Below are 22,638 nucleotides of genomic sequence, written 5' to 3'. Positions count from 1 at the left end.
ATTATGGCTTTAGCTTGTTTAGTAGGCAAAGCGTACGAAATGATTTTGGACTAAAAGATGGTTAATTATTGACAACCAAACAGAAGTACGATAATCTGTAACTAATCAAAGGGATAGGTAATAACTAATAACGAATAATAGAATAGCCGAATTTAGAAAACCATTAGGTTTGTCACAACATAGATTAGCAAAATTAGTAGGTTTAAAGTGCCACTCTATAATAGCGTATGAAAATCAGACGAAGATACCTGATTTAAAAATCACGTATGAAATAAGTGAAATTTTGAGAAAGGACATAAAAGAAGTATTTATATTTGAATGAATAGAGAAAAGAGGGAGGAGGACGTATGTTGATGTATAATTTAAGCAGGTATAGGAACGGAGATATTTTAGTAACGTATAGTTTTTCATCTTTTGGAATTCATATAGCTGCTACAGGACATGCAGCAATTGTTCATACAGATAGTAGTAAAACGATTGAATCTATGCCTGCTTGGTTTGATACTTCTAAAAAAGATGGTGTTTGGTTTTATACAAATAATTGGAAATCAAGACCGCGTGTCTATGGTGTTAGGGTAAAAGGTGCCGGTAGTTCACATTATACAAATGTTGCTAGATATGCTATTCGACAGGCAAATCTCAGAAAAAAATACAATTTAAACTTTTTTGATAAAGGGACAACTAAAAGTTTTTATTGCTCTCAATTGGTTTGGAGAGCATGGAAAAATCAAGGGTTTGATATAGATAGAATGAATTTAGGAGATTGGGAACCTGTTTCTCCAGCTGAGTTGGTTGGAGGGGGTAATACATATGTCTTCTATCAAAAAAATTAGAATATCTATATTATCATTTTTACTTTTTTTAGTATCATGTACACCAAAAAATGATATGACACCAAAAACAGTAGAGAATAGTACATATGCAGTGTCTTTATCTAAGACAATGTACCCAGAGTCAAAGGTAGTGTTTTTAAGTGATAATGGAGATGTCATTGGTTCAAAAAAATATAACGGTAATTCCATTTATACAATTAATAAATGGGATGAGGATATTTATTTACACTCATCGAGAAAAAATGAACATTTTAAATTATCAAAAAATGGAGTTTTTCAAGAATTTAAATTGAGTTTAAATAATGTTCAGCACCCTGGATATGGAGTTTGGGTAGTTGAAAAAGGGAAACAGTCACTTATTGAATCAGTTAATGGTGGATTTAATGATGATGCAGAATATCAATCGGGTATAGTATATACGAAAAATAGTGATAGAGTATCTATTTCATTAAAGAATCAGACGATTTCAGGTGTTACCGAAAAAGATAATAAGATATTTGTTTCTACTGTTGATCAAAAACTAGAAACATCTAAATTAGTTATTGTAAACAGAAATTCTGATACCATAGATAAGGAATTGGCGTTAAAAAAAACATACTATGTTAGAAGTGGTGTGATGCATTTCATTCATGATAAATTGGTATCTTATGGTGATAATAAAGGATTTTTTAATTACTCAAACAAAAACAATTCTGGTGTCATAGCGATTTCTTTAATTGACTATAGTTATAGAACGTTCGATTTACCAGATGAGGAGCTGATTGAGTTTATGTACACATATGATTCTAAAATATTTGTTGTGACTAATTCAGGTAAATTATATGTTCTTTCAGAGGATATGCATCTGATTGAAGATAAAAAGATTGAACAACAACATATTTTAAAGATTATTAAATATGACGAGTCTTTTTTTATCAAAAAGGTTATTAATGACGGCGATTTAATTCATGTTGTAAAGAGAAATCTTGACTTTGGTAACCCAGACAATATCGGAGATATTTATGTTGTTAGGAAAAAAGATTTATCTTTAATCAAAGAAGTAAACTTAAACATTAAAAATAATAATGTTTGGTATGATGCATTTGATATTACACTAATAAAATAAGCTGTCATGTCTATTTTAAGTAGCATAAGATTTTGAAATGCAATTTAAAAAATTGCCTCTTCGTTAAATGATGTTTATGGAGAGAAATAGTGAGTATAATAGAAAGAAACCTATCTAAGCAGAAATGCTCGGATAGATTTTTATGGCTTTAGCTTGTTGAGGACGCAAAGCGTACGAAATGATTTGTTTGTTTGCTCTAGTGCCACCAAAGTTATTGGGAATGGATGGAGTTTGGCTATCCTTCTTATTTGCGGAACTAGGAACCTGCTTGATTAGTTATATTTGGATACGTAAGTCTTATCAGAGTAAACTATTTGACACAATCAATTAGTTAGAAGTAGGATAATCACCGGAAAAGAGGTAATTATGGACTTAAAAGATAAATTGATTGCTTTAATGCCGGAAGAAGAGATTAAGAAAATTCCTTTCTTTGTGCGTGGACATGCGACAGGAGCTACCGCAGATAAAATTATGGATGAACATCCTGACTTAATGGAGAAGTTCAATGTTGAAAATCCAAGTGAAGAAGTTATCGTTGAAATTAAGAAGATAATTTCTACTATCTTTGATAAGAAGATGAAGAAACATGGTTTCAAATGAAAGGTTCACTTCCGAGAGGTGAACCTTTTTTAATGATGACGCCAATTGATTTCCCAGGACATATCTCCATCTTTGTATACACGCGTTACTCTTGGTGTGATTAGAGAAATAATTTCATAAGAAATGGTATGTGTTTCCAAAGCCATTTGATTTAAAGAAATATGAGGACCAAAGATTTCAACCGTATCTTCCAACGAAATCTTTTTTTCTAGTTTTACCATACATTGATCCATACAAATACGCCCAACAAGAGTACCATATTGACCATTCACATATACCTTTCTTCCTTGATTGATACGCAATAGACCATCCGCATAACCGATTGGTAAAGTCGCAATAACCTCATCTTTTTCAGCGGTATAAGTAGCACCATAACCAATGGTCTCACCAGCTCGAACGATTTTAACCATAATAGGTTTGGTGTACAAGGAAAGAGCTTCTTGTAAGCCATTATGATAAGCACTGTACCCATAAAGACCAATACCAACTCGTACCATATTTGTTAAATCATCTTTAAAGTACAACGAAGCGTCTGAATTATCAGCATGAATGTAGCTGAAAGGATGCTCTAACTTAGTCACAATTTCTTTGAAATCATGGAATTGACGAGCGGTATTTTCCTTATCACTATCCGATAGGTAATAATGGGTAAAGATACCCTCTATTTGAGCCTTCTTATCTTGTAAGCTTAGTAAGGCAGCTTTTGTTTCAAAAAAGCTGGAAAAACCGATGCGGTTCATACCGGTATTCAGTTTAAGATGGATCCTCAAACCGGTTAAATCATGTTGTGAGAATTCTTTGACCCATTCATTTGAATAGGCTGTGACAGTAATGTGATTTTGGATCAGAACCTCTAAGTCTTCAACGTTGCTTCCTCCAAGGACTAGGATTTTTCCTTGAAAACCATGCTTTCGTAGAACAAGGGCTTCATCTACGGAAGAAACACCGATGAAACGAATACCAATATCAGCTAGTGTTTTCACTAATTGAACATCACCACATCCATAAGCATTGGCTTTTAAAATAGCCATAACTTCTTTTTGTTGAAAAGATTGAACTTGTTGAATGTTGTGTTTGATTTTTCCTAAATCAATTTCAAACCAGGTTTGACGGTGCATCTTTTTTCTCCTTAGAATAATACGGAATAGTAATAAGCTTCATAAATAGTACTAACGCGTATTAAAAGACCAATTAAAGCATTTAAATTGGCGGTTAGCGAGAAAACTTCTAAACGAATAAACCGGGAAAGAAGAGTTAAGCTTGTCAGGATATGAAGGGCGTAGTTTCCATATAGAAGAAGTGCGTCACCAACTAAGATCGTGATTAGCATTAAAACGGCTCCTAAAATGGAGAATTTTTTTGTAACTCCACGACCAACTTTCTTTAGCAATAAAGCAATTGTATACGCAATCACAACATAAAATATATCCAAGCGGAAAGCAAACCACTTAGACACAAGATAGAATAAGTATCCAAATAAAATGGATGCAGGCAAACCAACAAGGATAGAAAGAAAGAAACGCTTGTTTTCGTCTTGGGTATTTAAGTTATAGATACGCATACGTACCTCCTTATTTTTTATATATGCCTATATGGTATCACAATCCCTTTGTCTAAAAAATGAAATCATTTCAAGGAAATTGTAAAATCCTGTACCTTATTTATAAACTTAAGAAATATTTGAGTATTCTTCCAGATTTATTAACGAATGAATAGATTGATATTATTTTAGGTAAATTTCAATAATTAACCATAAAGCCCTTTGAAATACAAGATTTTCAGAGAGTGGTTTTGACAAAGTAAAGGGAATACAGCTTTTCTTTCAAGACATGGTAAATGATGGTGTAATTTTTATGAAACAGCTAAGAACACTCTTGATTTTAGTCATGAGATGAATCGACTTCAGTTGTTGCCTAACTTTTGTTAGGTAAACAACGTTACTATTGGATCATGCTAATGCACATGTCACAATGATAACGAGGTGTTATCCATGTCAGAAATTTATCACGGTAGAGGCTATGTTTATTCCATTCAGGATTCTATTGTCTGGTGTGTTTAAGTATAGGCATAAGCTTGTTGTACGCTCAGATAGGACCAAGACCTATAAAGGTTGCAAGAAAAATTGCTAGGTGATAGTATGTTGTTACAATACTAGATGTGAAGAAATTTTATCGGAGGACAATAAAAATGCTAAAAGAACAAGATATTCAACAATACCTCAATGAGAAAGAGAGTACATTTAAGGAGAATGCCTCTATTATTGGTATTATCCTTCCTAGTAAATTTACATATGCTCTCGGTCCGGTTGCAACTGCTCTTTCAGTGCAATATTACGCAATGAATTTTAACGATAGCGGTATTGCTATTATCGGTTTAAATAATGTAACGGGCAAATTGGAAAATGAAGCATTCCTTTTCGTACCAAAGGAAGAAGTAACGAGTGTTAAATTCAACAAAAAATTAATGTCTTATGAATTAGAAATTAGTACATCAAAAGGAACATTGGCTTTTAAAGTGAATAAAATAATGGTTGGTGCTTCATGGCATAAAGAAAATCTAGCAACAATTTTAAAGAGTTTATAAGTTTTTCAAAAAATCATATCTATGCGTACAAAGCTGTTAGTTTTAGAGTTGACTGCTTAATAAGACATTATTTAGTTGTGAATGATGTCTTTTTAGTATTATTTATAGTTACACCAAGGCTCATCAAGTACAACTTTCAAAGAAAAAGTATTCACTCACAGAGTATTCCAAAATCATAAAAAAACCGTTTCAAGAAACGGTAAAGTAGCGTCCTCGATGAGATTCGAACTCACGACCTACCGCTTAGGAGGCGATTGCTCTATCCAACTGAGCTACGAGGACATCCCTCAAGATTATACCATTATAAAAAAGAAAGTTAGATAATATTTCACAATTCTTTCACAATATTACCATTGTATCTTCACATTGCTTGCGTATATTATAGCTGTCTTAGCAAGAAGACAAAAAGAAATAGAATGATTTCTTTTCCCTCCCAGAAATAGATAAAAGGAAAAGTGCTTGTTTCAGCAAGCTCTTTTTCTTTGTTCTTTTTTGGTATAATGAAATACGAGGAGGGGTGATGGATGAAAACAATTGATATAAAAGTTGAACAAGGTATTTTGCGTGGTGAACAAAAGGGAAGCCAAATGATTTTTAAGGGCATTCCTTATGCGAAACCGCCAATTCAAGATAACCGTTTTAAGTCACCTCAAGCGATGTCCCATTGGATTGGTGTGCGCGATGCATTGGAATTTGGACCGATTTGCCCGCAAATGGATTTAAAGAAATTGGAAATCTATGGGAAAGAATTTTATGCTGGCGAACAACCAAAACAATCAGAAGATTGTTTGTATTTAAATATCTGGGCACCAACGGATTATCAAGGTAAAAAATACCCGGTTGTTTTGTGGATTCATGGTGGTTCTTTTGACCACGGTTACGGTTTTGAGTTGCCGATGGATGGTAAAAATTATGCCATTCGAGAAGTTATTTTGGTAACCATGAACTATCGAGTTGGTGCTTTTGGTTTTATGGCTAGTCCTGAGCTAACAAGAGATGATCCATTGCATTCAATTTCCAACTTAGGCTTGTTGGATATGATTTCAGCATTGCGTTGGGTAAGAAGAAACATTGATGCCTTTGGTGGGGATTCAGATCGAATTACATTAATGGGACAAAGTGCTGGTGCAATTGCTTGTCAGATATTATTAGCTTCGCCTTTAACAAGAGGCATGGTTTCATCTGTGATTTTACAATCAGGAGCCGGCATTAATGATGGTATGAAACGTCTTCAAACCAAGCAGGAAGCTTATAAGACCGGCAAGAAAATGATGGATCTTTTAAAAGTTCATAATTTAAAGGAACTCCGTAAAGTATCAACACAAAAAATCTTAGCCACTTATGAAAAATTGTATGGGGAAGATAATGAACTTGTTTTTTTACCAACCTTGGATCATTTAGTGATTGAAAAAGAGTTGGATGAGGCATTCACAAAACAAGAAATTATGAATGTGCCAATTTTAATCGGTATGACCGATGATGATTTAGGGGTGAAAGAAGGAAAAGGAGCGAAATCTTCTTTCTTATACGAAGGTATTTTGAACCTTGTAGAAACAAGAAAAGATCAAGAACCTGTATATATGTATATCTTTAAGAAGAAGTTACCGGGAGATGAAGTTGGTGCTTTCCATTCGAGTGAATTATGGTTTACTTTTGGAACATTAGAAAAATGTTGGCGTCCTTTTGATCGAAGAGATTATCGTTTACGGGATGTGATTTTGGATCAATGGACCAACTTTATTAAGAAAGGTAATCCGGAAGGAGGTTGGAAGGCTTATCGACAGGATGAACCATTTATCCGCGTGATTGTTTAGGACCAAAGAGTCCTTTTTATGTTGGTGAAATAAAAGAAAAGCTAACCCATAGGATTAGCTAAAATATACAAATTCATCTCTAGGCGGATTGTAGAATTGAACGCGTTCTGCTTTTAAAATTAATGTCTTTTGACCTTGATCTAATTCTAAACCGGTTAGTTGACCTTCAACTTCAATCCAATCGCCTAAATTCATTTCATCAATGCGAACACCAGTTACAGTTAAACCACATAAATTCGTATCATTTTCACAACAGACCATAGCTTGTCGACCAAAGATAAAGGATTGTTTATAACCAGGTAATTCTTGAGCAAACTTGCCACGAAGAATAATGGATTTCCCCTCATAGTCATCCGGATGTTCCGAAGCATCCATATACCATAAACCATAATCATCGTCTTTGATGTCTAATAAGGGTGCCTTCTTATCAAAAGGAAGAGTTCCTTCTTTTAAAGTGGCTGGTTGACCAAACTCAGCTTCATAATAAATAGTCGCTCTTGGATTGATAGCTTTGATATTACCTCGTAACACAGCAGCTTTCGTGTCTTCTCGACATCGATTGCAAATCACCACATCAGAGAAACGAAGTTGTTCAAATAAGACGGAACGCATTGCATTGATGTATAACTCAAAAGTTTGTGCATCCACAGTTGTCAATAATTGAACAATTAACCATTCATTTGGAAGATGAGCAATCAAAGGTTCTAGTGATTGCATGCCATTACACTCAATGAACACTTGGTTTGGTTGATAATCCTGTTGAAGAGAAGCGGCTAACTCGGCACTCATCTCATCATGTTTTTCTAAGGTAACCAAATCAATTCCGCGTTCTTTTAGGAAGTCTTCTTCATAGTCAACCTCACCTTGTTCAAAGCGAATGAGCAAAGTATGAGCCACCCCCTCCATAAAATTACTATCTTGAAACGTATCCTTGATTAAAGTGGTTTTCCCGGAATCTAGGAAACCGGAGAACAAATAAACCGGAACAGACATTAGTGAACCTTAAAGATTTCTTTCATCTTTTCCACGTCAACATTGGTACCAATCACTGTAACTAAACCGGTGTAAGCAGGCTTTCCTTCACGAATATCTGTAGAACCCGGTACATAATCAAAGAAGAACCAATTTCCTTTATGATCTTGTACAATACCTTTGGCTCTAAGGATTGTTTCCGGTAATCGAGCTAGGACTTCATCTAATTCAGACTTGGAATAACGCTGGATGGTTTCAATTCCAATGGTATCGAAAACTTCATCCGCATCTAAGCCATTATGGTGATGATGGTGTTGTTCTTCTTTAGCGCCAATATGAATACGATTGCCTTCACTTAGACCTTCATTAGCTTTTTCAATCGCTTCTTGTTTTTCATTGTGTTCATGATGGTGACAACATTCATGTTCGTGTTCGTGGTCATGATGACAACCGCATTCATGGTCATGGTTGTGCTTATGTTCATGATGATGTTCTTCTAGCCAAAATCGGTTAAAAGATACAGGCGTTTTTGAATGAATCATGGCATCGTATAAGTCCTCTCCGGAAATATCGGACCAGGGGGTTGTGACAACACGAACATCCTTATTCAATTCATGAATCATATTTAAGACGGCTTCTAATTTTTCTTGTTCAATTTCTTGTGTACGAGATAGGATTACACAATTTGCGTTTTGAATCTGATCATTAAAGAATTCACCAAAATTCTTGTGGTACATCAAAGCTCTATCAGCATCAACCACAGTGCTTTGAGTATGAACTTCTAAGTCCTCCACCGAAGCTACTAAACTAAGAATATCGGATAACTTGCCAACACCGGATGGTTCAATTAGAAGAACATCAGGATGGTATTCTTCAACAACTTTCATTAAAGCTAAACGGAAGTCTCCTTGTAAAGTACAACAGATACAACCACTATTAATCTCATTAACAACGATACCTGCTTCTTTTAAGAAGGAGCCGTCAATGCCAATTTCACCAAACTCATTTTCAATTAAAACGACTTTTTTATCTTTGTATACTTCCGCTAATAATTTTTGAATTAACGTGGTTTTTCCGGCGCCTAGAAAGCCGGAAATTAAATCTACTTTTATCATGCCAACCTCTTTTCTGGTTAGATTATAGAACAAAAAAAGAAAAATCATTCAAAATTAGCCCTAAAAACAAAACACTGGAAAGAATTTTAAATAGTAATTAGAAAAAGAAAGGACTACTAATCTAATAAATTCATGCATGCAGTCAAGTATTTATTCCAGACATTACATTTTAAGTATCAAGCCAATAAAAAACCTGCTCAATAGCAGGTTCATTGAATGCACCGAACAAGACTTGAACTTGCACGAGTTTCCTCATACGCCCCTCAAGCGTACGTGTCTACCATTCCACCACCGGTGCAGTATAATCATTATAACAAGCTCTTCTTAAATTGAAAATGGAAAAGTAGTGCTACACTTGTATTTCAAGCTAAATACGACTAAAATTATAAGGCTTTTATTATAAGGAAGAGGGGTAAACGGATGGATTATAAAAAGATTATTAACATCGCAGTCATTGCACACGTCGATGCCGGTAAATCAACACTTGTGGATGCGTTCTTACACCAAAGTCATATCTTCCGTGACAATGAAGAAGTTGCGGATTTAATCATGGACTCCAATGATTTGGAACGTGAAAGAGGAATTACCATTTATTCTAAGAACTGCTCCGTTACCTACAAAGACTACAAAATCAATATTGTTGATACACCGGGTCATGCTGATTTCTCTTCCGAAGTAGAACGTATCATTAAAACTGTTGATACTGTTATTTTATTGGTGGATTCAGCAGAAGGACCAATGCCACAAACCCGCTTTGTTTTGCAAAAGAGCTTAGAATGTGGTTTAAAGCCCATTTTATTAATCAATAAATTAGATAAAGCTGAGGCTAGAGTAGATGAAGTGATTGATGAAGTATATGATTTGTTCTTGGAGTTGGATGCTAGTGATGATCAATTGGATTTCCCAATTCTATACGGTATTGCTCGTGAAGGTATTGTTCGCTATGAAAAGCAAGATACCAATACAGACATCGTTCCTTTATTTGAAACCATCATTCACCACACGCAAGCCTATCCAAACTTAATGGAAGAACCTCTTCAAATGCAGGTATCAGCTTTAGCTTATGATGATTACATTGGTCGACTGGGTATTGGTCGTGTTTATAAAGGGACATTGAAGGCTTCATCACCGGTAACTATCGTTAATGCGAATGGAACAGTAAAGAATGGCAAAACCAATCAAATCTTTGTTTACAAAGGACTAAGTCGTGTTGTTCAGGACGAAATTCAATGTGGTGAAATTTGCATGATTTCCGGTATTCCGGACATCAATATTGGGGATACATTATGTCCAATTGGTGCACCGGATCCAATGCCGGAATTAAAGATTGAAGAACCAACCTTGTCGATGAATTTTATGGTCAATGACTCTCCATTTGCCGGGCAAGAAGGCAAGTTTGTGACATCACGTAACATCCGTGAACGCTTAGAAAAAGAATTGGAAGTCAATGTTGGTTTACGTGTGGAAGATACGGACTCAACGGATACCTTCAAGGTTTCAGGGCGTGGTGAATTACATTTAACCATTCTTCTTGAACAAATGCGTCGTGAAGGATATGAAATTGCGGTTTCTCGTCCGGAAGTTATTTTAAAGAAAGAAGATGGGCATACGCTAGAACCGATTGAAGAAGTCGTGATTGATGTGCCTACAGAATATTCGGGTTCTGTTATTTCGAGCTTGAACTTGCGAAAGGGACTTATGCAGAATATGGAAGATATTGGTACTTATACCCGCATCACCTATTCAGTACCAACGCGTGGTTTAATTGGTTTCCGTTCTGATTTTATTAATATGACCCATGGGGAAGGAACGTTGGTACAACGTCTTTCGGGATATGAAGCCTACAAGGGCGAAATTCCACAACGTGAAAATGGGGCTTTGATTTCCACCGACACAGGTGGAGCGATGACCTATGCTCTATGGAACATCCAAGAAAGAGGGCAGTTATTCATTGGTGCTCAAACACCGGTGTATGAAGGAATGATTATTGGTGTATCGGCTAAGAATATGGATATGGGTGTGAATCCATTGAAGAATAAGAAGATGACAGCTGTTCGTTCAACCGGTAATGATGAAGCGATGAAGCTTGTTCCACCACGTCAATTAACACTTGAAACAGCGATTGAATTTATCAATGATGATGAATTGGTTGAAATTACACCTGAAAATATTCGTATCCGTAAGAAATGGTTGACGGAGATTGACCGTCGCCGTCATGCGCGCGATATCGGTCGTATCGAAAGAGAAGAAAAATAACAATATTCTAAAAGCTCCGGTGGGAGCTTTTTTCATAATCGTGATAAAATTAGATTGGTTCTATAAAAGGGAGATTGTTCAATGACAGCTTTAGAAAGATTTATTCGTTATATTACTATTCCCAGCACATCCAATCCTAAAAATGAAGGAGTAACACCTTCTTCGGATATTCAATGGGATATGGCACGTCAATTAGAAAAGGATTTAAAGGAAATTGGTTTAAGTCATATTCGCGTTGAAGAGCATTGTTATGTTTATGCGGAATTAGAAGCAAATATAGACAAAAAAGTGCCAAGTGTGGGTTTTATTGCTCACATGGATACCGCCGCTGATTTTAATGGTCATAATATTCAACCAAGAGTGATTGAAAACTATGATGGCGGTGTCATTGTGTTAAATGAAAAACGTAGTTTGTTACCAAAGGATTATCCAGCTTTAACAAGAAAAGTTGGTAAGACATTAGTGGTAACGGATGGTCATTCTTTGTTGGGTGCTGATGATAAAGCAGGTGTAACTGCCATTATGGAAGCGATGAAATATTTGGTGGAACATCCGGAAATCAAGCATGGTAAGATTTGCGTTGGCTTTACACCAGATGAAGAAATTGGTAATGGACCAAAGTACTTTGATGTTAAAAACTTTGGTGCTGATTTTGCCTATACGATTGATGGTGGCGAAATTCAAGAATTAGAAGATGAAAACTTCAATGCGACTAGTGCCATGGTTAAGATTAGTGGTAATTCCATTCACCCCGGCAGTGCTAAAAATCGGATGATTAATGCCGCGAAACAAGCTTGTGTTTTTCAAACGATGATACCAGATGCTTTAAGTCCTGAACACACGGAATTAAGAGAAGGATTTATCCACTTAATTGAAGTGAAAGGAAACACTGTTGCAGCAAGTCTCGAATACATCTTACGTGACCATGATTTTGATAAATTGCAAGCACAAAAAGAACTATTAAAGTCGGCTTCCAACTTGCTTAATAAACAAGTTGGACAAGAAATTTGTTCAGTAGAATTTGTGGATTCATATCGCAATATGAAAGCGGTACTGGATAAGCGGCCGGAAGTGGTTGATGTTGCTGAAAAAGCAATGAAAAAATTAGGTATCCCTGTTGTGCGTACAGCCATTCGTGGCGGTACAGATGGAGCTCAATTGAGTTTCATGGGCTTACCTTGTCCAAATCTTGGAGCCGGGGGAGCGAATTTCCATGGACCTTATGAATACTTAGTTTTAGATGAAATGTTAGAAGCAATTGAAGTGATGATTCAAATTGTGAAAGAGGTGGTAGAACTATGATTGGTACCTGCACTTTAAAGCCATCTTTAGATTATTATTTAGAGTTTGAAAAGGAAATTGAACAGGGTAAAACAAACCGCTCCGGTTTGGAATATTACGAAGCTGGTGGAAAGGGGGTCAATGTGTCGATTGTTTTGAATAATCTACATATTCCCAGCCGTGCTTTTGGATTTTTAGGTGGTTTTACGAAAGATTTCTATATTTCTTTATTACAAAAATACGAACTCATTCGACCTTCTTTTGTTTATACAGAAGGGATGACTCGTATTAATGTGAAAGCTCATGCTCCAACGCATACCAATTACAATGCGGCAGGTCCTTATATTACACATGAGGATATGAAAAAACTGGCAGAAAAGGTTTTTTCTCTTTATGAGGGAGATTATTTTGTGCTGGCCGGTTCAACTCCTGATTATTTAGTAAAAGATGTGATTGGTATTTTACGCAATGGTGCTGAGGATGGAGTGGAGCTTGTCTTGGATGATTGTGATGTGACCGTTTTAAATGAAGCTTTAGTACTCAAGCCATTTCTAGTGAAATTCAATTTAGAAGATTACCGAGAAGAAGTGGGAAAACAAGTTAGTCGTCATGAATTATTGGCGTATGGTAAGTCTTTATTAGGCAAAGGGGCTCGTCATGTGATCATCTTAGAAAGTAAAACGAATGCGTTTTATATGAGTGAAGAGGGTTACTTTGAGGCACCCTTAAGTGATGGCGATCAACAGGTCAACACGGTTGGTGTGGGTGATTCTATTGTGGCCGGCTTTTTAATGAATTACCAGCGTTCTTATAATGGCATGGAAAGCTTTCGTTTTGCGGCAAGTTGCGGGTCAGCAACGGCTTATTCTAAAGGTTTAGCAACGATGGAACGTATCAATCAACAATTTGAAAGTATCGAAGTAAAGAGGTTAGAAGATGAAAAAGAGTAGTTTGGTTATTTTGTTAGCCGTCTGTTTAAGTGCTTGTTCAATGAATAAGGGCTATCAAGAGCCGAAGGTAGATACACCTTTGAAGATAGAATCCTCAGTTTCTTTAAAAGGAGATAATTTAGATGCAAAGGCTTATGCGAAATTACCGGGGAAATTAGGCTCTTTTCAAAAGGTAAGTTTTCAACAAGCTTTGAAATTCATACAAGATAAAGGAACAGGCATGTTTTATTTTGGTAAAGTGGATAGTCTTTATGAGCAAGCAATTCTTCCCGAGTTAAATGAAGCAATGAAAAGAAGTAATGTGAGTGTGTATTACATTAGTACCAATGAAGAAGTAAAGGAAAAGGATTATCAAGAAATGGTAAAGCTTTTGGCTTCTTCTCTAAAGAAAGATAAGAAAGGAAATCTTATTTTCTTAACACCTTTTGTGGTTTCTGTGAAACAGGGAAAAGTTGTGGATAGTCAAATTTCTTTGAAGAATAATCAAATAATTAAGGACGAAAAAGATACTTTGAGTAATGATGTGAAAAAGGAAATGCAAAATCGTTATTTAGAAATGTTTAAAAAGATTGCGTCTTAGTGGAAGGAGATAAAACACATGAAGAGAAGTATTGCGGTTTTATTGACGATGGTACTATTAGTAGGTTGTTCCAATCCATATCAAGAGCCAAAGATGGACCAAAAGATTGTGGTTGCTTATAAACTGGAATTGAAGTCTAATAAAGCGGATATGAGTGGCTATAAATGGATTCGTGGTAAGACAGCTGATTTTAGAGAGGTTAGTACACAAGAAGCCTTGCGTTTAATCAATGAGAAAGGAACGGGTATTTTGTACTTTGGTTATACAGATTGCCAATTCTGTGCTCGGGCTGTTCCGGAATTGAATGAAGCGATGAAGAGAACGGGAGTGTCGGTTTATTATGTAGATACCACAAAGGCTAATGTGCTGGATATCAATGCCTTATTAGCAAAATTCGCGGCAATTTTGAGTGAAACAGGGGATAACACAGATGGCTTTTATGTACCATTGGTGGTCGCAATACGGGATGGAATCCCTGTTGCAGAGCATACCACTTTGTTGAAAAATTATGAGATAAAAGATGAAAAAGCACAGATGAGTGAGGAACAAAAGAAAGAACTTCAAAATATTTATATTAATATTTTTCAAAAAATTGCGAAAAAATAGATAGTATAAATAATTGTTAAAAGGAAGAAGTCGATGAGTCTTCGTTAAATTAATTCATTCATTTAAGAGTAACTTTTCCCTTTTACTGTAGTTATTTCTAATTTGATGATGAGGCTTTATCACTTTGAAATCATGGATGATGCCGATCGTTGTCGTAAAAGATTTAGTTGGGATAATCATTTTTTATGGGTGATTTTTAGTTATATAATGAAAATATGGAAAATATAGTGTACCGGAATGGTGATGGAGAAATTCAAATCCAACTAGAATCCATTGAAGATAGTGGCCGGTTTCGTCGGGAACGATGCTACTCTTTTTCCATTCTTCACCAAGGTATCTATGTAGGCTATGTGGATTATCGAAGCGGTCCTTATGAAATTATGTATTATGCGGGAAATATTGGCTATCGCATCAATTTTCAACACCGCGGTCATCATTATGCCTTAAAGGCAACCCGTCTTTTACTTGAATTTTTAATAGAATATGAACTAGCGTGCTCTGTTTTCATTACCTGTAGTCCAGATAATATTCCTTCTCGTAAAACCATTGAAAAATTATCAGCTCGTTTCTTAGAAGAAGTGGATGTTCCTAGAAAGCACTGGCTATACAAACGTGGTGAAAAAAGAAAGCTAATTTATGAAATAAATTTGGTATAATAAGTTGCGTATATGCATCGTTTATTGAAGTTTCTTTCATCCAAGTTAATGTGGATTGGTCCTTTGATTCTAATCCAACTCTACCTATATCTTTCCTTCTTTGTGACGGGAAGTTTTCTCTATGGTTCTTTTGAAAGAATTTTCCGCATCAGCGCCTTAGCTTTTGCAATTTATATCATTAATCGACCAAGTGATGCTCATTATAAGATTGCTTGGTTATTAGTGCTGTTATCTTTTCCGGTAACTGGTGTAGCTATTTTCTTGTTGGCAGGGAATCGTCGTGTACCGCGTAAATTAGCTCGTGGGACGGTTAAAGCCAATCGAGCCATGAACGATTTACTTAAGCAAGATGAAAAAGTAGTTGAACAATTAAAAATTCATTATCCCGAAGAAGAACCTTTATTCCGTTTTGGACGTGATTATAGTGATTTTCCGGTTTATGAAAACACAAAAGCAACTTATTTTCCAAGTGGAGAAGTTTGGGTAAAATCCTTTTTAGAGGATTTAAAGTCGGCGAAACACTTTATCTTTTTAGAATATTACATTGTGATTGATGGTTATCTATGGGATCAGGTTGTTGCTATTTTACAAGAAAAAGTAAAAGCAGGTGTGGAAGTTAAAATTATCATGGATGACTTTGGCAGTGCTGTTTTACCGATGAGCTATGATAAGAAATTGCGTGACATCGGTATTGAAATTTATCGTTTTAATCCATTGCGACCAGCTTTATCCATTAAAATGAACAATCGTGATCATCGTAAGATTGCGGTTGTGGATAATCGTATTGCCTATACTGGCGGGGTAAACATTGCGGATGAGTACATTAATCACATTCGTCGCTTTGGCTATTGGAAAGATTCAGCCATTCGTTTAGAAGGTAAAGCGGTTTGGTCTTTAACCTGTATGTTCCTAGGCTTATGGACATACTTAAAGAAAGATAAAAATCATTTATGCTATGAAAAATATTGTTTAAAGTATGAGATAGAAAATGATGGTTTTTTCCAACCTTTTGCGGATAGTCCTACTGATGAGCAAAACCTAGGCTTGGATATACATATCAATCTCATTAACCGCGCGAAAAAGTATATTTACATTGATTCAGCTTATTTAGTGATTACAGATACCATTCGTGATTTATTGATACTAGCGGCGAAAAGGGGTGTGGATGTTCGCATTTTAACTCCCCATATTCCTGATAAAGCCTGGGTATTCCAGATCACACGAGGAAATTATGAAGCCTTAGTAAAAGCGGGGATTAAAATTTATGAATTCACACCAGGATTTAATCATGCGAAGAATATTGTTGTAGACGATTTGATAGGTTTAGTTGGAACCATCAATACCGATTATCGAAGCTATTTCTTGCACTTTGAAAATGGGGTGTTGTTTGTACATCGACCAACAGCGATAGAAATGCGAAAGAATTTTGAAGAAGCCATTGCGCAATCAGAACTCATGACAAAAGAAACATGTGAAGCAAAGGCGATTGTGCGTCTTTTCCGTGATATTTTGAATTTATTTGTACCAATGGTTTAGGAGATAGGGAATGAAAAAATTGGGATTAGTATTAGAAGGTGGGGGAATTCGGGGAGCCTATACAGCTGGAGCTTTGGCTTGGCTTCATGACCAACATATCCATTTTGACTATGGAGTTGGTATTTCCTCAGGAGCGATTTATTTAGTGCTTTATTGGGATGGTCAGGAAAAATTAGCGTATGATTTGGCGACGAAGTATTCTATTGCTCCAGAAATCGTTGGCTTAAAAGCTTTAGTAAAAGAAGGACATTATGTAGCGTATAAACGTTTATTTGAACATTATCTATGTGATGTTGGTCATTTTAATGGTAAAAATTTGGTGAAAAAAAATGCGCCTGTTGAAGTGGGTTGTTATGTCTTAGAACATGGTCAAACCGAATATTTTCCAGTGGATGAGAACTTACAGACGGTACTAGGTTCCGCTTCATTACCAATTGCCGCAAAGGTTATTGAATACCAAGGCTTACATCTATTGGATGGTGGGGTTACGAAGATGATTCCAATTGAAAGAGCGATGGAACAAGGCTGTACACATACATTAGTGATTACAACTAAGGCAAGGGATTATGTACGTAAACCAGCTAGTCTACTTGTTAAAATGTTGATGAAGGTGGTGTATCGAAGCTATCCACAAATGGCGAAGGATTATGCGCTTCGTCATATTAATTATTACAAGCAACGTCAACTGATTGATGACTATGTTAAAAAAGGGCAGGCAGTCAATATTTATCCAACCGTTAATGTGCCGGTTTCTCGTTGGAAGGGTTCGGCTGAACAAGCGAAACAGTTGTATGAATTAGGATATTCCGATATGGAAAACCGCAAGGAAGAAATCATGGAATTAATAAAAGAAGAAGACTAAGTTGCCTTCTTCTTTATGGTTTGGCTTGATGAATAATGGTATCGGATGGTTTATTTGTTTTGTCAATCCAAGGTTGAAGATAGAGCTCACTATATTCATCAAAAGTTAAAGAAGAATCTTGAATTTGTTTGGCTAAATCTTTCCCAACATAACGGAAGATAAGGTTACTGGAAGAATGCCCCGTAATCATTTCCTTACCGGCCGGATAGCGTAAAATAAAACCATATTCACGAGCACTTTCTTTTAACCAAGGAAGTGCTTTTTCTTCGTGTTTAGCGTAGGTAATCACCGCTTTCATCTGTAAGCCACTTTGGCGCTCACTATAACCGGCCTTATCCACTCGTTCACCATTTTTAAGATAAAGTTTTTCTTGACTATGATAATCTAAATAAGCGTTTGTCACAAAGAAATTGGTATTATTTTCAATGGATTTCTGTACCCACTCCACTACCGCTTCCGCCGCTTCTTTGCTCATTTTCTGTTGATTAGCCGCATAGGAAGTAGGGATACCGGTCAAATCTTTTGGTATATAGTGAGAAGAATAATAATGATTTACGTTTACAAGTGTATCCACTTGCGGATTTTTAATTTCTTTACTAATCTTATATTTCTTTCGATAACTGTGGCTTAACTGAAATTTCCCATCTATGTTTTTAGAACGGTTCTTTTCCACATCTTTTAAGTAACTAGTTTCATCCCATTGGTAGTCAAAGACCAATAAAGGGCTTAATTCTTCAAAGGAAGCTCTTTTGAAAAGATTTTCTAATTGGTCTTCTTCATAGCCTTTATCTTTTAAACGTTGGTATAGAAGAATATCTTTAGCTTGAATGGCTTTATCTTGGTAATGGGCTTTGTAGAGAGAAAAGTAAGCTGGATAAAAGGTGTTTGTGTCAATGGCTTGTCTTAAGACCACGGAATTGATGGATTTTTGAATGACCTCATCCACTTTTTTCTCTTGGCTTAAAACTTGGATTTGTTTTTTTGTATAACCAAGCTTTTCTAAGCGCTGATTTTTCTCAAGGCTAGGATGAAGAATAAGATAAGAAATGCCGACTACAAAAAGAGCACATAGGAATAGAAAACTCTTACGAATATGTCTTTTAGGCTTCTTTTTCATGATAGTACCTCCTTAAATAAAGACCAGGCTCCATTGGCTTTTGGATGCAACTCAAAACGCATTTCCTCTTTCTTAGTTGGATGGGGAAAGCTTAATTTATACGCAAATAAACAAATAGGGGCTTTAGTTGGATGGGGGTGGTAACGTTGATCGTTCACTAAAGGCCAATTCCGACTTGAAAATTGAACACGAATTTGATGCGGACGACCAGTTTCTAAAGCAATACGAACGAAAGATTTACCTTGTTTCTGGGCTAAAACTTCATAGTGCAAACGGGCATATTTCCCTTTTTTCTTATCCACGACAAAAACACGGTTTTTTTGATTGTCCTTATATAAATAATCCTCTAAAGTGTCCTCTTTTGGTAAAGAAACGCTATCGACGATTGCCAGATAACCTTTTTGGAACGTATGACAACGCAGCGCATTACTCAAACGCGAAGCGGCTTTCGAGGTCTTCGAAAAAACCATTAAACCACCAACGGGACGATCCAAACGATGCACTAAACCAATGAACACATTGCCGGGTTTATGATCTCTTACTTTAATGAATTCTTTTAAACGATTGACCATATCCTCTTCTTGTGTGTTATCTGCTTGGGATAACACATTGATTGGTTTTTCAACGACAAGAAGGTGATTGTCTTCGTAAAGAATGTTTATTTTCTCTGCCATCTTGCGTAAATTCCTGCCGGTAAAACAATATCACGAGAAGAAACAGGTAAACCCAATTCACCGGTTTCAATGTTTCCTTTTGGTAAAGGACAGGTTTTAAAGAGGTTTTCAAAGACGGTGGAAGAAAAGCCTGTGGTATAAGAATTAACTAAGAAGAAGATAGCGTCTTCATCCAAAAGCTCCAATGTTTTTTGGATGAAGATAACCACTTCCTTTTCAAATTTCCACATTTCTCCATTTGGACCACGACCATAGCTTGGTGGATCCATGAGAATACCATGGTAGGTTCGACCTCTTCTCTTTTCTCTTTCAACAAACTTCAAACAATCTTCAACAATAAAACGAATTTTATGGTTTTGAAGATGAGAAAAATCACGGTTTTCTTTTGCCCACTGAACCATCCCTTTAGACGCATCCACATGAACCACCTCACCAGCACCGGCTTCTGAGCAAACTAAGGTAGCTCCACCTGTGTACGCAAATAAATTGAGGATACGGGTTTCCTTTTGTTTACGACTTTGAATTAAATCGTGCATCCAATCCCAGTTGGCTGCTTGTTCAGGAAATAAACCGGTGTGTTTAAAACCGGTTGGTGCAACTTTAAAGCGTAGATTTTTATAATCCATTGTCCAATATTCCGGAAGCTTCTTTTTAAAATTCCAAGAGCCACCCCCCAATTTAGAACGATGATAAATCGCATCGTATCGTTGCCAATCTACCTTTGGATTTTTAGGCCAAATGGCTAATGGATCAGGTCTTCTTAAAATCACCTTTTTCCACCGCTCTAATTTTTCAAAATCTCCAGCATCTATACATTCATAATCCTGCCAATTTTCTGCTTTTTTAATCATAAAATACCTCGCCCTGATTATAACATGGACCAGTGTTTAAAATTTACAAGGTCTCTTTAAAACTTTATAATGATAGGACATAAGTTCATTAGAAAGAGGTCTTCTGTGCTAGATATACAATCCCTAAATTCGCAACAAAAAACAGCCGTGCTAGATGAACATCAGTATCTAAGAATTATTGCCGGAGCAGGTTCTGGAAAAACGCGTGTTTTAACCATGCGTATTGCGTATTTGATGGAAGAAAAGAAAGTTTGGCCGCATAAGATATTGGCGATTACCTTTACGAATAAGGCGGCTAGAGAAATGGAAAGTCGTGTTTTGAAGATGATGAAAGAAGAAGGTACAAAGCCAACCATTTGCACCATTCACTCTTTGTGTGTGCGTATTCTTCGTCAAGAAATTGAAGCAATGGGTTACCCTAAGAACTTCACCGTTTTAGATACGGAAGACCAAAAAGCCATCTTGAAGGAATATTATAAAGAACATTCTATTGATAAAAATGAGATTTCCTTTGCGCATGCTTTGAATTATATTTCCAACAATAAAGCAGAGAATGTTAGCGTGGAAGAAGCGAATAAAATAGCTGATTTTTCTTCATTAGAAAAGAAGAAGGTTCAAATTTATGAGTACTATCTTCGTCGCCAAAAGGAACTGTTCGCATTGGATTTTGATGATTTAATTCTCTGGACCGTTCGTATGTTTGATCAATACGATGTCATCTTACAAAAGTGGCAACGCTATTTCCATTATATTTTAGTGGATGAGTTTCAAGACATTGACCGTATTCAATATAAACTCATTAAACAATTGGCTGGAAAAGACAATTCTTTACTTGTGGTGGGTGATCCTGATCAAACCATTTACACATGGCGTGGAGCTGATGTGCGGATTATTGTAAATTTTGAAAAAGATTTCCCGGATGCACAAACGATTTTATTAACACAAAATTACCGTAGCACGAATGCAATTTTAAATGGGGCTAACTCGGTGATTAAAAATAATAAACAACGCGTGGATAAAGAATTATTTACCGATAATCAATCCAAAGAAAAAATCTACCATTTTTCAGCTGTGAGTGATGAATACCAGGCGACTTGGATTGCTCAAAAAATGAAGTCGATTCGTTTGCAAACAGGGACGTATTCAGAAATTGCGGTTTTATATCGAGCAAATTATTTATCCCGTTCTTTGGAAAAAGCTTTAATGGATGAAAGAATTCCATACATCATCTATGGTGGCTTACGTTTCTTTGAACGCCAGGTTGTTAAGGATGCTTTATCATATTTACGATTGATTGTTAGCGGAGATGATTTATCTTTAAATCGCATTTTAAATCGACCAAAGCGTGGCTTAGGATCAAAAACCTTAGAAACCATTGCTACGCGAGCAAGAGAGTTAAATTGTAGTCAATTAGAAATTTTACAAAAAGAAAAATTATTCAAAGGAAAAACCCAAATTACCATCGACCAATTCGTACAAAAGGTAGAAAGATGGCATACACTACAGGAAAAGAAAGAAGTAAAGCTCTTGACACTTTTTGAGAGGGTGATGGATGAATCGGGCTACCGTGCTTTCTTAGAAGCTGAAAAAGATATGGATAATTTAGGTCACTTGAAATCCTTAATGGAAGATATTCAAGATTTTGAACGGTATCATCCGGAAGCTAATTTAGAGGAATACCTACAATCTGTGGCTTTATATGGGGATCGTGAAGAAACCTTAGAAAATGATTTTGTGCAACTTATGACGGTGCATGCTTCAAAGGGATTGGAATTTGATACAGTGTTTGTTTCGGATTTAAATGAAGGTGTTTTCCCATCTGAACGTTCACTTCAAGAGGGTCATCGCGGTGTGGAAGAAGAAAGACGCTTGGCGTATGTGGCTTTCACAAGAGCGCGTAAACATTTATACCTAACGGATGCGGGCGGTTATTCGTTTATGTTACAAAGAGTGAAAACACCATCCCGTTTTATTGATGAAATTGAGGAAGACTATATTGAGCATAAAGGAACGCCAAAGCTACAAACCAATCAAGAATCTTCTTTCTATGCCCGGTTCAATGAAAACCCAACTGAAAAGAGGAAAAAGTGGAAAAAAGGAGACATCATTGAACACGCTAAGTTTGGTGAGGGAGTTGTCATTCAACAAGAAGGGGAATTCGTCACCATTGCCTTTGCCTATCCTTTTGGTACCAAGCGTTTGCAAGCTTCACATCCATCTTTAAAAGTGAAGAATTTAAGGAGTTAA

22 protein-coding genes and 2 tRNA genes are annotated in these 22,638 nt (G+C 36.2%); 15 read left to right on the top strand and 9 right to left on the bottom strand.

Annotation, left to right across the window (positions count from 1 at the left end):
- Positions 1 to 127: 127 nt before the first annotated feature.
- The 4 genes from K7I92_RS07680 (at position 128) to K7I92_RS05645 (ending at position 2,538) form a co-directional block, all read left to right on the top strand.
- Complete coding sequence (locus tag K7I92_RS07680; RefSeq protein ID WP_220282402.1) at positions 128 to 322, top strand: helix-turn-helix domain-containing protein; 195 nt, start codon at positions 128 to 130, stop codon at positions 320 to 322.
- A 25-nt stretch (positions 323 to 347) separates the two neighbouring features.
- On the top strand, positions 348 to 833 hold the full coding sequence (locus K7I92_RS05655) for a YiiX/YebB-like N1pC/P60 family cysteine hydrolase (protein WP_220282380.1): 486 nt from the start codon (positions 348 to 350) through the stop codon (positions 831 to 833).
- Complete coding sequence (locus K7I92_RS05650) at positions 811 to 1,938, top strand: hypothetical protein (protein WP_220282379.1); 1,128 nt, start codon at positions 811 to 813, stop codon at positions 1,936 to 1,938. The genes K7I92_RS05655 and K7I92_RS05650 overlap by 23 nt, the downstream gene beginning before the upstream one ends.
- A 366-nt stretch (positions 1,939 to 2,304) precedes the next feature.
- On the top strand, positions 2,305 to 2,538 hold the full coding sequence (locus tag K7I92_RS05645) for a hypothetical protein (protein ID WP_220282378.1): 234 nt from the start codon (positions 2,305 to 2,307) through the stop codon (positions 2,536 to 2,538).
- 29 nt (positions 2,539 to 2,567) lie between these two features.
- On the opposite strand, the gene alr is transcribed toward K7I92_RS05645, so the two are convergent.
- Positions 2,568 to 3,656, bottom strand: a complete 1,089-nt coding sequence (alr, locus tag K7I92_RS05640; protein ID WP_220282377.1) for an alanine racemase — start codon at positions 3,654 to 3,656, stop codon at positions 2,568 to 2,570.
- Between the two features lie 11 nt (positions 3,657 to 3,667).
- Positions 3,668 to 4,099, bottom strand: coding sequence for a hypothetical protein (locus K7I92_RS05635; protein ID WP_220282376.1), 432 nt, complete (start codon positions 4,097 to 4,099; stop codon positions 3,668 to 3,670).
- 626 nt (positions 4,100 to 4,725) lie between these two features.
- On the opposite strand from K7I92_RS05635, the gene K7I92_RS05630 reads away from it, so the two are divergent.
- A complete protein-coding gene (locus K7I92_RS05630) occupies positions 4,726 to 5,121 on the top strand; it encodes a hypothetical protein (protein WP_203244768.1) in 396 nt (131 codons plus the stop codon).
- Positions 5,122 to 5,329: 208 nt separating this feature from the next.
- Here the strand turns inward: K7I92_RS05630 and K7I92_RS05625 are convergent.
- Positions 5,330 to 5,403: transfer RNA gene (locus K7I92_RS05625), tRNA-Arg, on the bottom strand.
- A 242-nt stretch (positions 5,404 to 5,645) separates the two neighbouring features.
- Between K7I92_RS05625 and K7I92_RS05620 the strand changes: the two genes are divergently transcribed.
- Entirely contained in the window at positions 5,646 to 6,935 is a 1,290-nt protein-coding gene (locus K7I92_RS05620; RefSeq protein WP_203244767.1) for a carboxylesterase/lipase family protein, read from the top strand.
- A gap of 54 nt (positions 6,936 to 6,989) precedes the next feature.
- On the opposite strand, the gene K7I92_RS05615 is transcribed toward K7I92_RS05620, so the two are convergent.
- The 3 genes from K7I92_RS05615 to K7I92_RS05605 form a co-directional block, all read right to left on the bottom strand.
- The gene (locus tag K7I92_RS05615; RefSeq protein WP_220282375.1) at positions 6,990 to 7,928 is read right to left on the bottom strand and encodes a GTP-binding protein; all 939 of its coding nucleotides are present in this window, start codon (positions 7,926 to 7,928) and stop codon (positions 6,990 to 6,992) included.
- Complete coding sequence (locus K7I92_RS05610) at positions 7,928 to 9,022, bottom strand: GTP-binding protein (protein WP_220282374.1); 1,095 nt, start codon at positions 9,020 to 9,022, stop codon at positions 7,928 to 7,930. Before K7I92_RS05610 ends, K7I92_RS05615 begins: the two co-directional genes overlap by 1 nt.
- Before the next feature lie 217 nt (positions 9,023 to 9,239).
- A tRNA-Leu gene (locus K7I92_RS05605) sits at positions 9,240 to 9,320 on the bottom strand.
- A gap of 122 nt (positions 9,321 to 9,442) precedes the next feature.
- Between K7I92_RS05605 and typA the strand changes: the two genes are divergently transcribed.
- The 8 genes from typA to K7I92_RS05565 all read left to right on the top strand — a co-directional run bounded on the left by typA (position 9,443) and on the right by K7I92_RS05565 (position 17,749).
- Entirely contained in the window at positions 9,443 to 11,278 is a 1,836-nt protein-coding gene (typA, locus tag K7I92_RS05600) for a translational GTPase TypA (protein ID WP_220282373.1), read from the top strand.
- 81 nt (positions 11,279 to 11,359) lie between these two features.
- Positions 11,360 to 12,580, top strand: a complete 1,221-nt coding sequence (pepT, locus tag K7I92_RS05595) for a peptidase T (protein ID WP_220282372.1) — start codon at positions 11,360 to 11,362, stop codon at positions 12,578 to 12,580.
- On the top strand, positions 12,577 to 13,509 hold the full coding sequence (locus K7I92_RS05590) for a 1-phosphofructokinase family hexose kinase (RefSeq protein ID WP_203244762.1): 933 nt from the start codon (positions 12,577 to 12,579) through the stop codon (positions 13,507 to 13,509). The genes pepT and K7I92_RS05590 overlap by 4 nt, the downstream gene beginning before the upstream one ends.
- Positions 13,496 to 14,089: a hypothetical protein gene (locus tag K7I92_RS05585; RefSeq protein ID WP_203244761.1), complete on the top strand. Its 594-nt coding sequence runs from the start codon at positions 13,496 to 13,498 to the stop codon at positions 14,087 to 14,089. The genes K7I92_RS05590 and K7I92_RS05585 overlap by 14 nt, the downstream gene beginning before the upstream one ends.
- 18 nt (positions 14,090 to 14,107) lie before the next feature.
- A complete protein-coding gene (locus K7I92_RS05580; protein ID WP_220282371.1) occupies positions 14,108 to 14,695 on the top strand; it encodes a hypothetical protein in 588 nt (195 codons plus the stop codon).
- Between the two features lie 215 nt (positions 14,696 to 14,910).
- Positions 14,911 to 15,351 (top strand): GNAT family N-acetyltransferase, encoded by a 441-nt coding sequence (locus K7I92_RS05575; protein WP_220282370.1) that lies wholly within the window; start codon positions 14,911 to 14,913, stop codon positions 15,349 to 15,351.
- Positions 15,352 to 15,363: 12 nt separating this feature from the next.
- Positions 15,364 to 16,887: a cardiolipin synthase gene (gene cls, locus K7I92_RS05570; protein WP_220282369.1), complete on the top strand. Its 1,524-nt coding sequence runs from the start codon at positions 15,364 to 15,366 to the stop codon at positions 16,885 to 16,887.
- Positions 16,888 to 16,897: 10 nt separating this feature from the next.
- Positions 16,898 to 17,749 carry a patatin family protein gene (locus K7I92_RS05565; protein ID WP_220282368.1) on the top strand — a complete coding sequence of 284 codons (852 nt, stop codon included), beginning with the start codon at positions 16,898 to 16,900 and terminating at the stop codon, positions 17,747 to 17,749.
- A gap of 13 nt (positions 17,750 to 17,762) precedes the next feature.
- On the opposite strand, the gene K7I92_RS05560 is transcribed toward K7I92_RS05565, so the two are convergent.
- Genes K7I92_RS05560 through K7I92_RS05550 form a run of 3 tightly spaced genes read right to left on the bottom strand, consistent with a single transcriptional unit; the run spans position 17,763 to position 20,391 of the window.
- Positions 17,763 to 18,866, bottom strand: coding sequence for a M15 family metallopeptidase (locus K7I92_RS05560; RefSeq protein ID WP_220282367.1), 1,104 nt, complete (start codon positions 18,864 to 18,866; stop codon positions 17,763 to 17,765).
- Positions 18,863 to 19,540, bottom strand: a complete 678-nt coding sequence (locus K7I92_RS05555; RefSeq protein WP_220282366.1) for an RluA family pseudouridine synthase — start codon at positions 19,538 to 19,540, stop codon at positions 18,863 to 18,865. The genes K7I92_RS05560 and K7I92_RS05555 overlap by 4 nt, the downstream gene beginning before the upstream one ends.
- Positions 19,525 to 20,391: a class I SAM-dependent methyltransferase gene (locus K7I92_RS05550; protein ID WP_220282365.1), complete on the bottom strand. Its 867-nt coding sequence runs from the start codon at positions 20,389 to 20,391 to the stop codon at positions 19,525 to 19,527. Before K7I92_RS05550 ends, K7I92_RS05555 begins: the two co-directional genes overlap by 16 nt.
- 105 nt (positions 20,392 to 20,496) lie before the next feature.
- Here K7I92_RS05550 and K7I92_RS05545 point away from each other — a divergent pair, with 105 nt between their 5' ends.
- Complete coding sequence (locus K7I92_RS05545; protein ID WP_220282364.1) at positions 20,497 to 22,638, top strand: UvrD-helicase domain-containing protein; 2,142 nt, start codon at positions 20,497 to 20,499, stop codon at positions 22,636 to 22,638.

It is taken from the genome of Bulleidia sp. zg-1013, from assembly GCF_019798045.1.
GTDB lineage: Bacteria > Bacillota_I > Bacilli_A > Erysipelotrichales > Erysipelotrichaceae > Bulleidia.
Note: the sequence above shows the minus strand (reverse complement) of the source record. Positions and strands in the feature narration are given on the sequence as shown.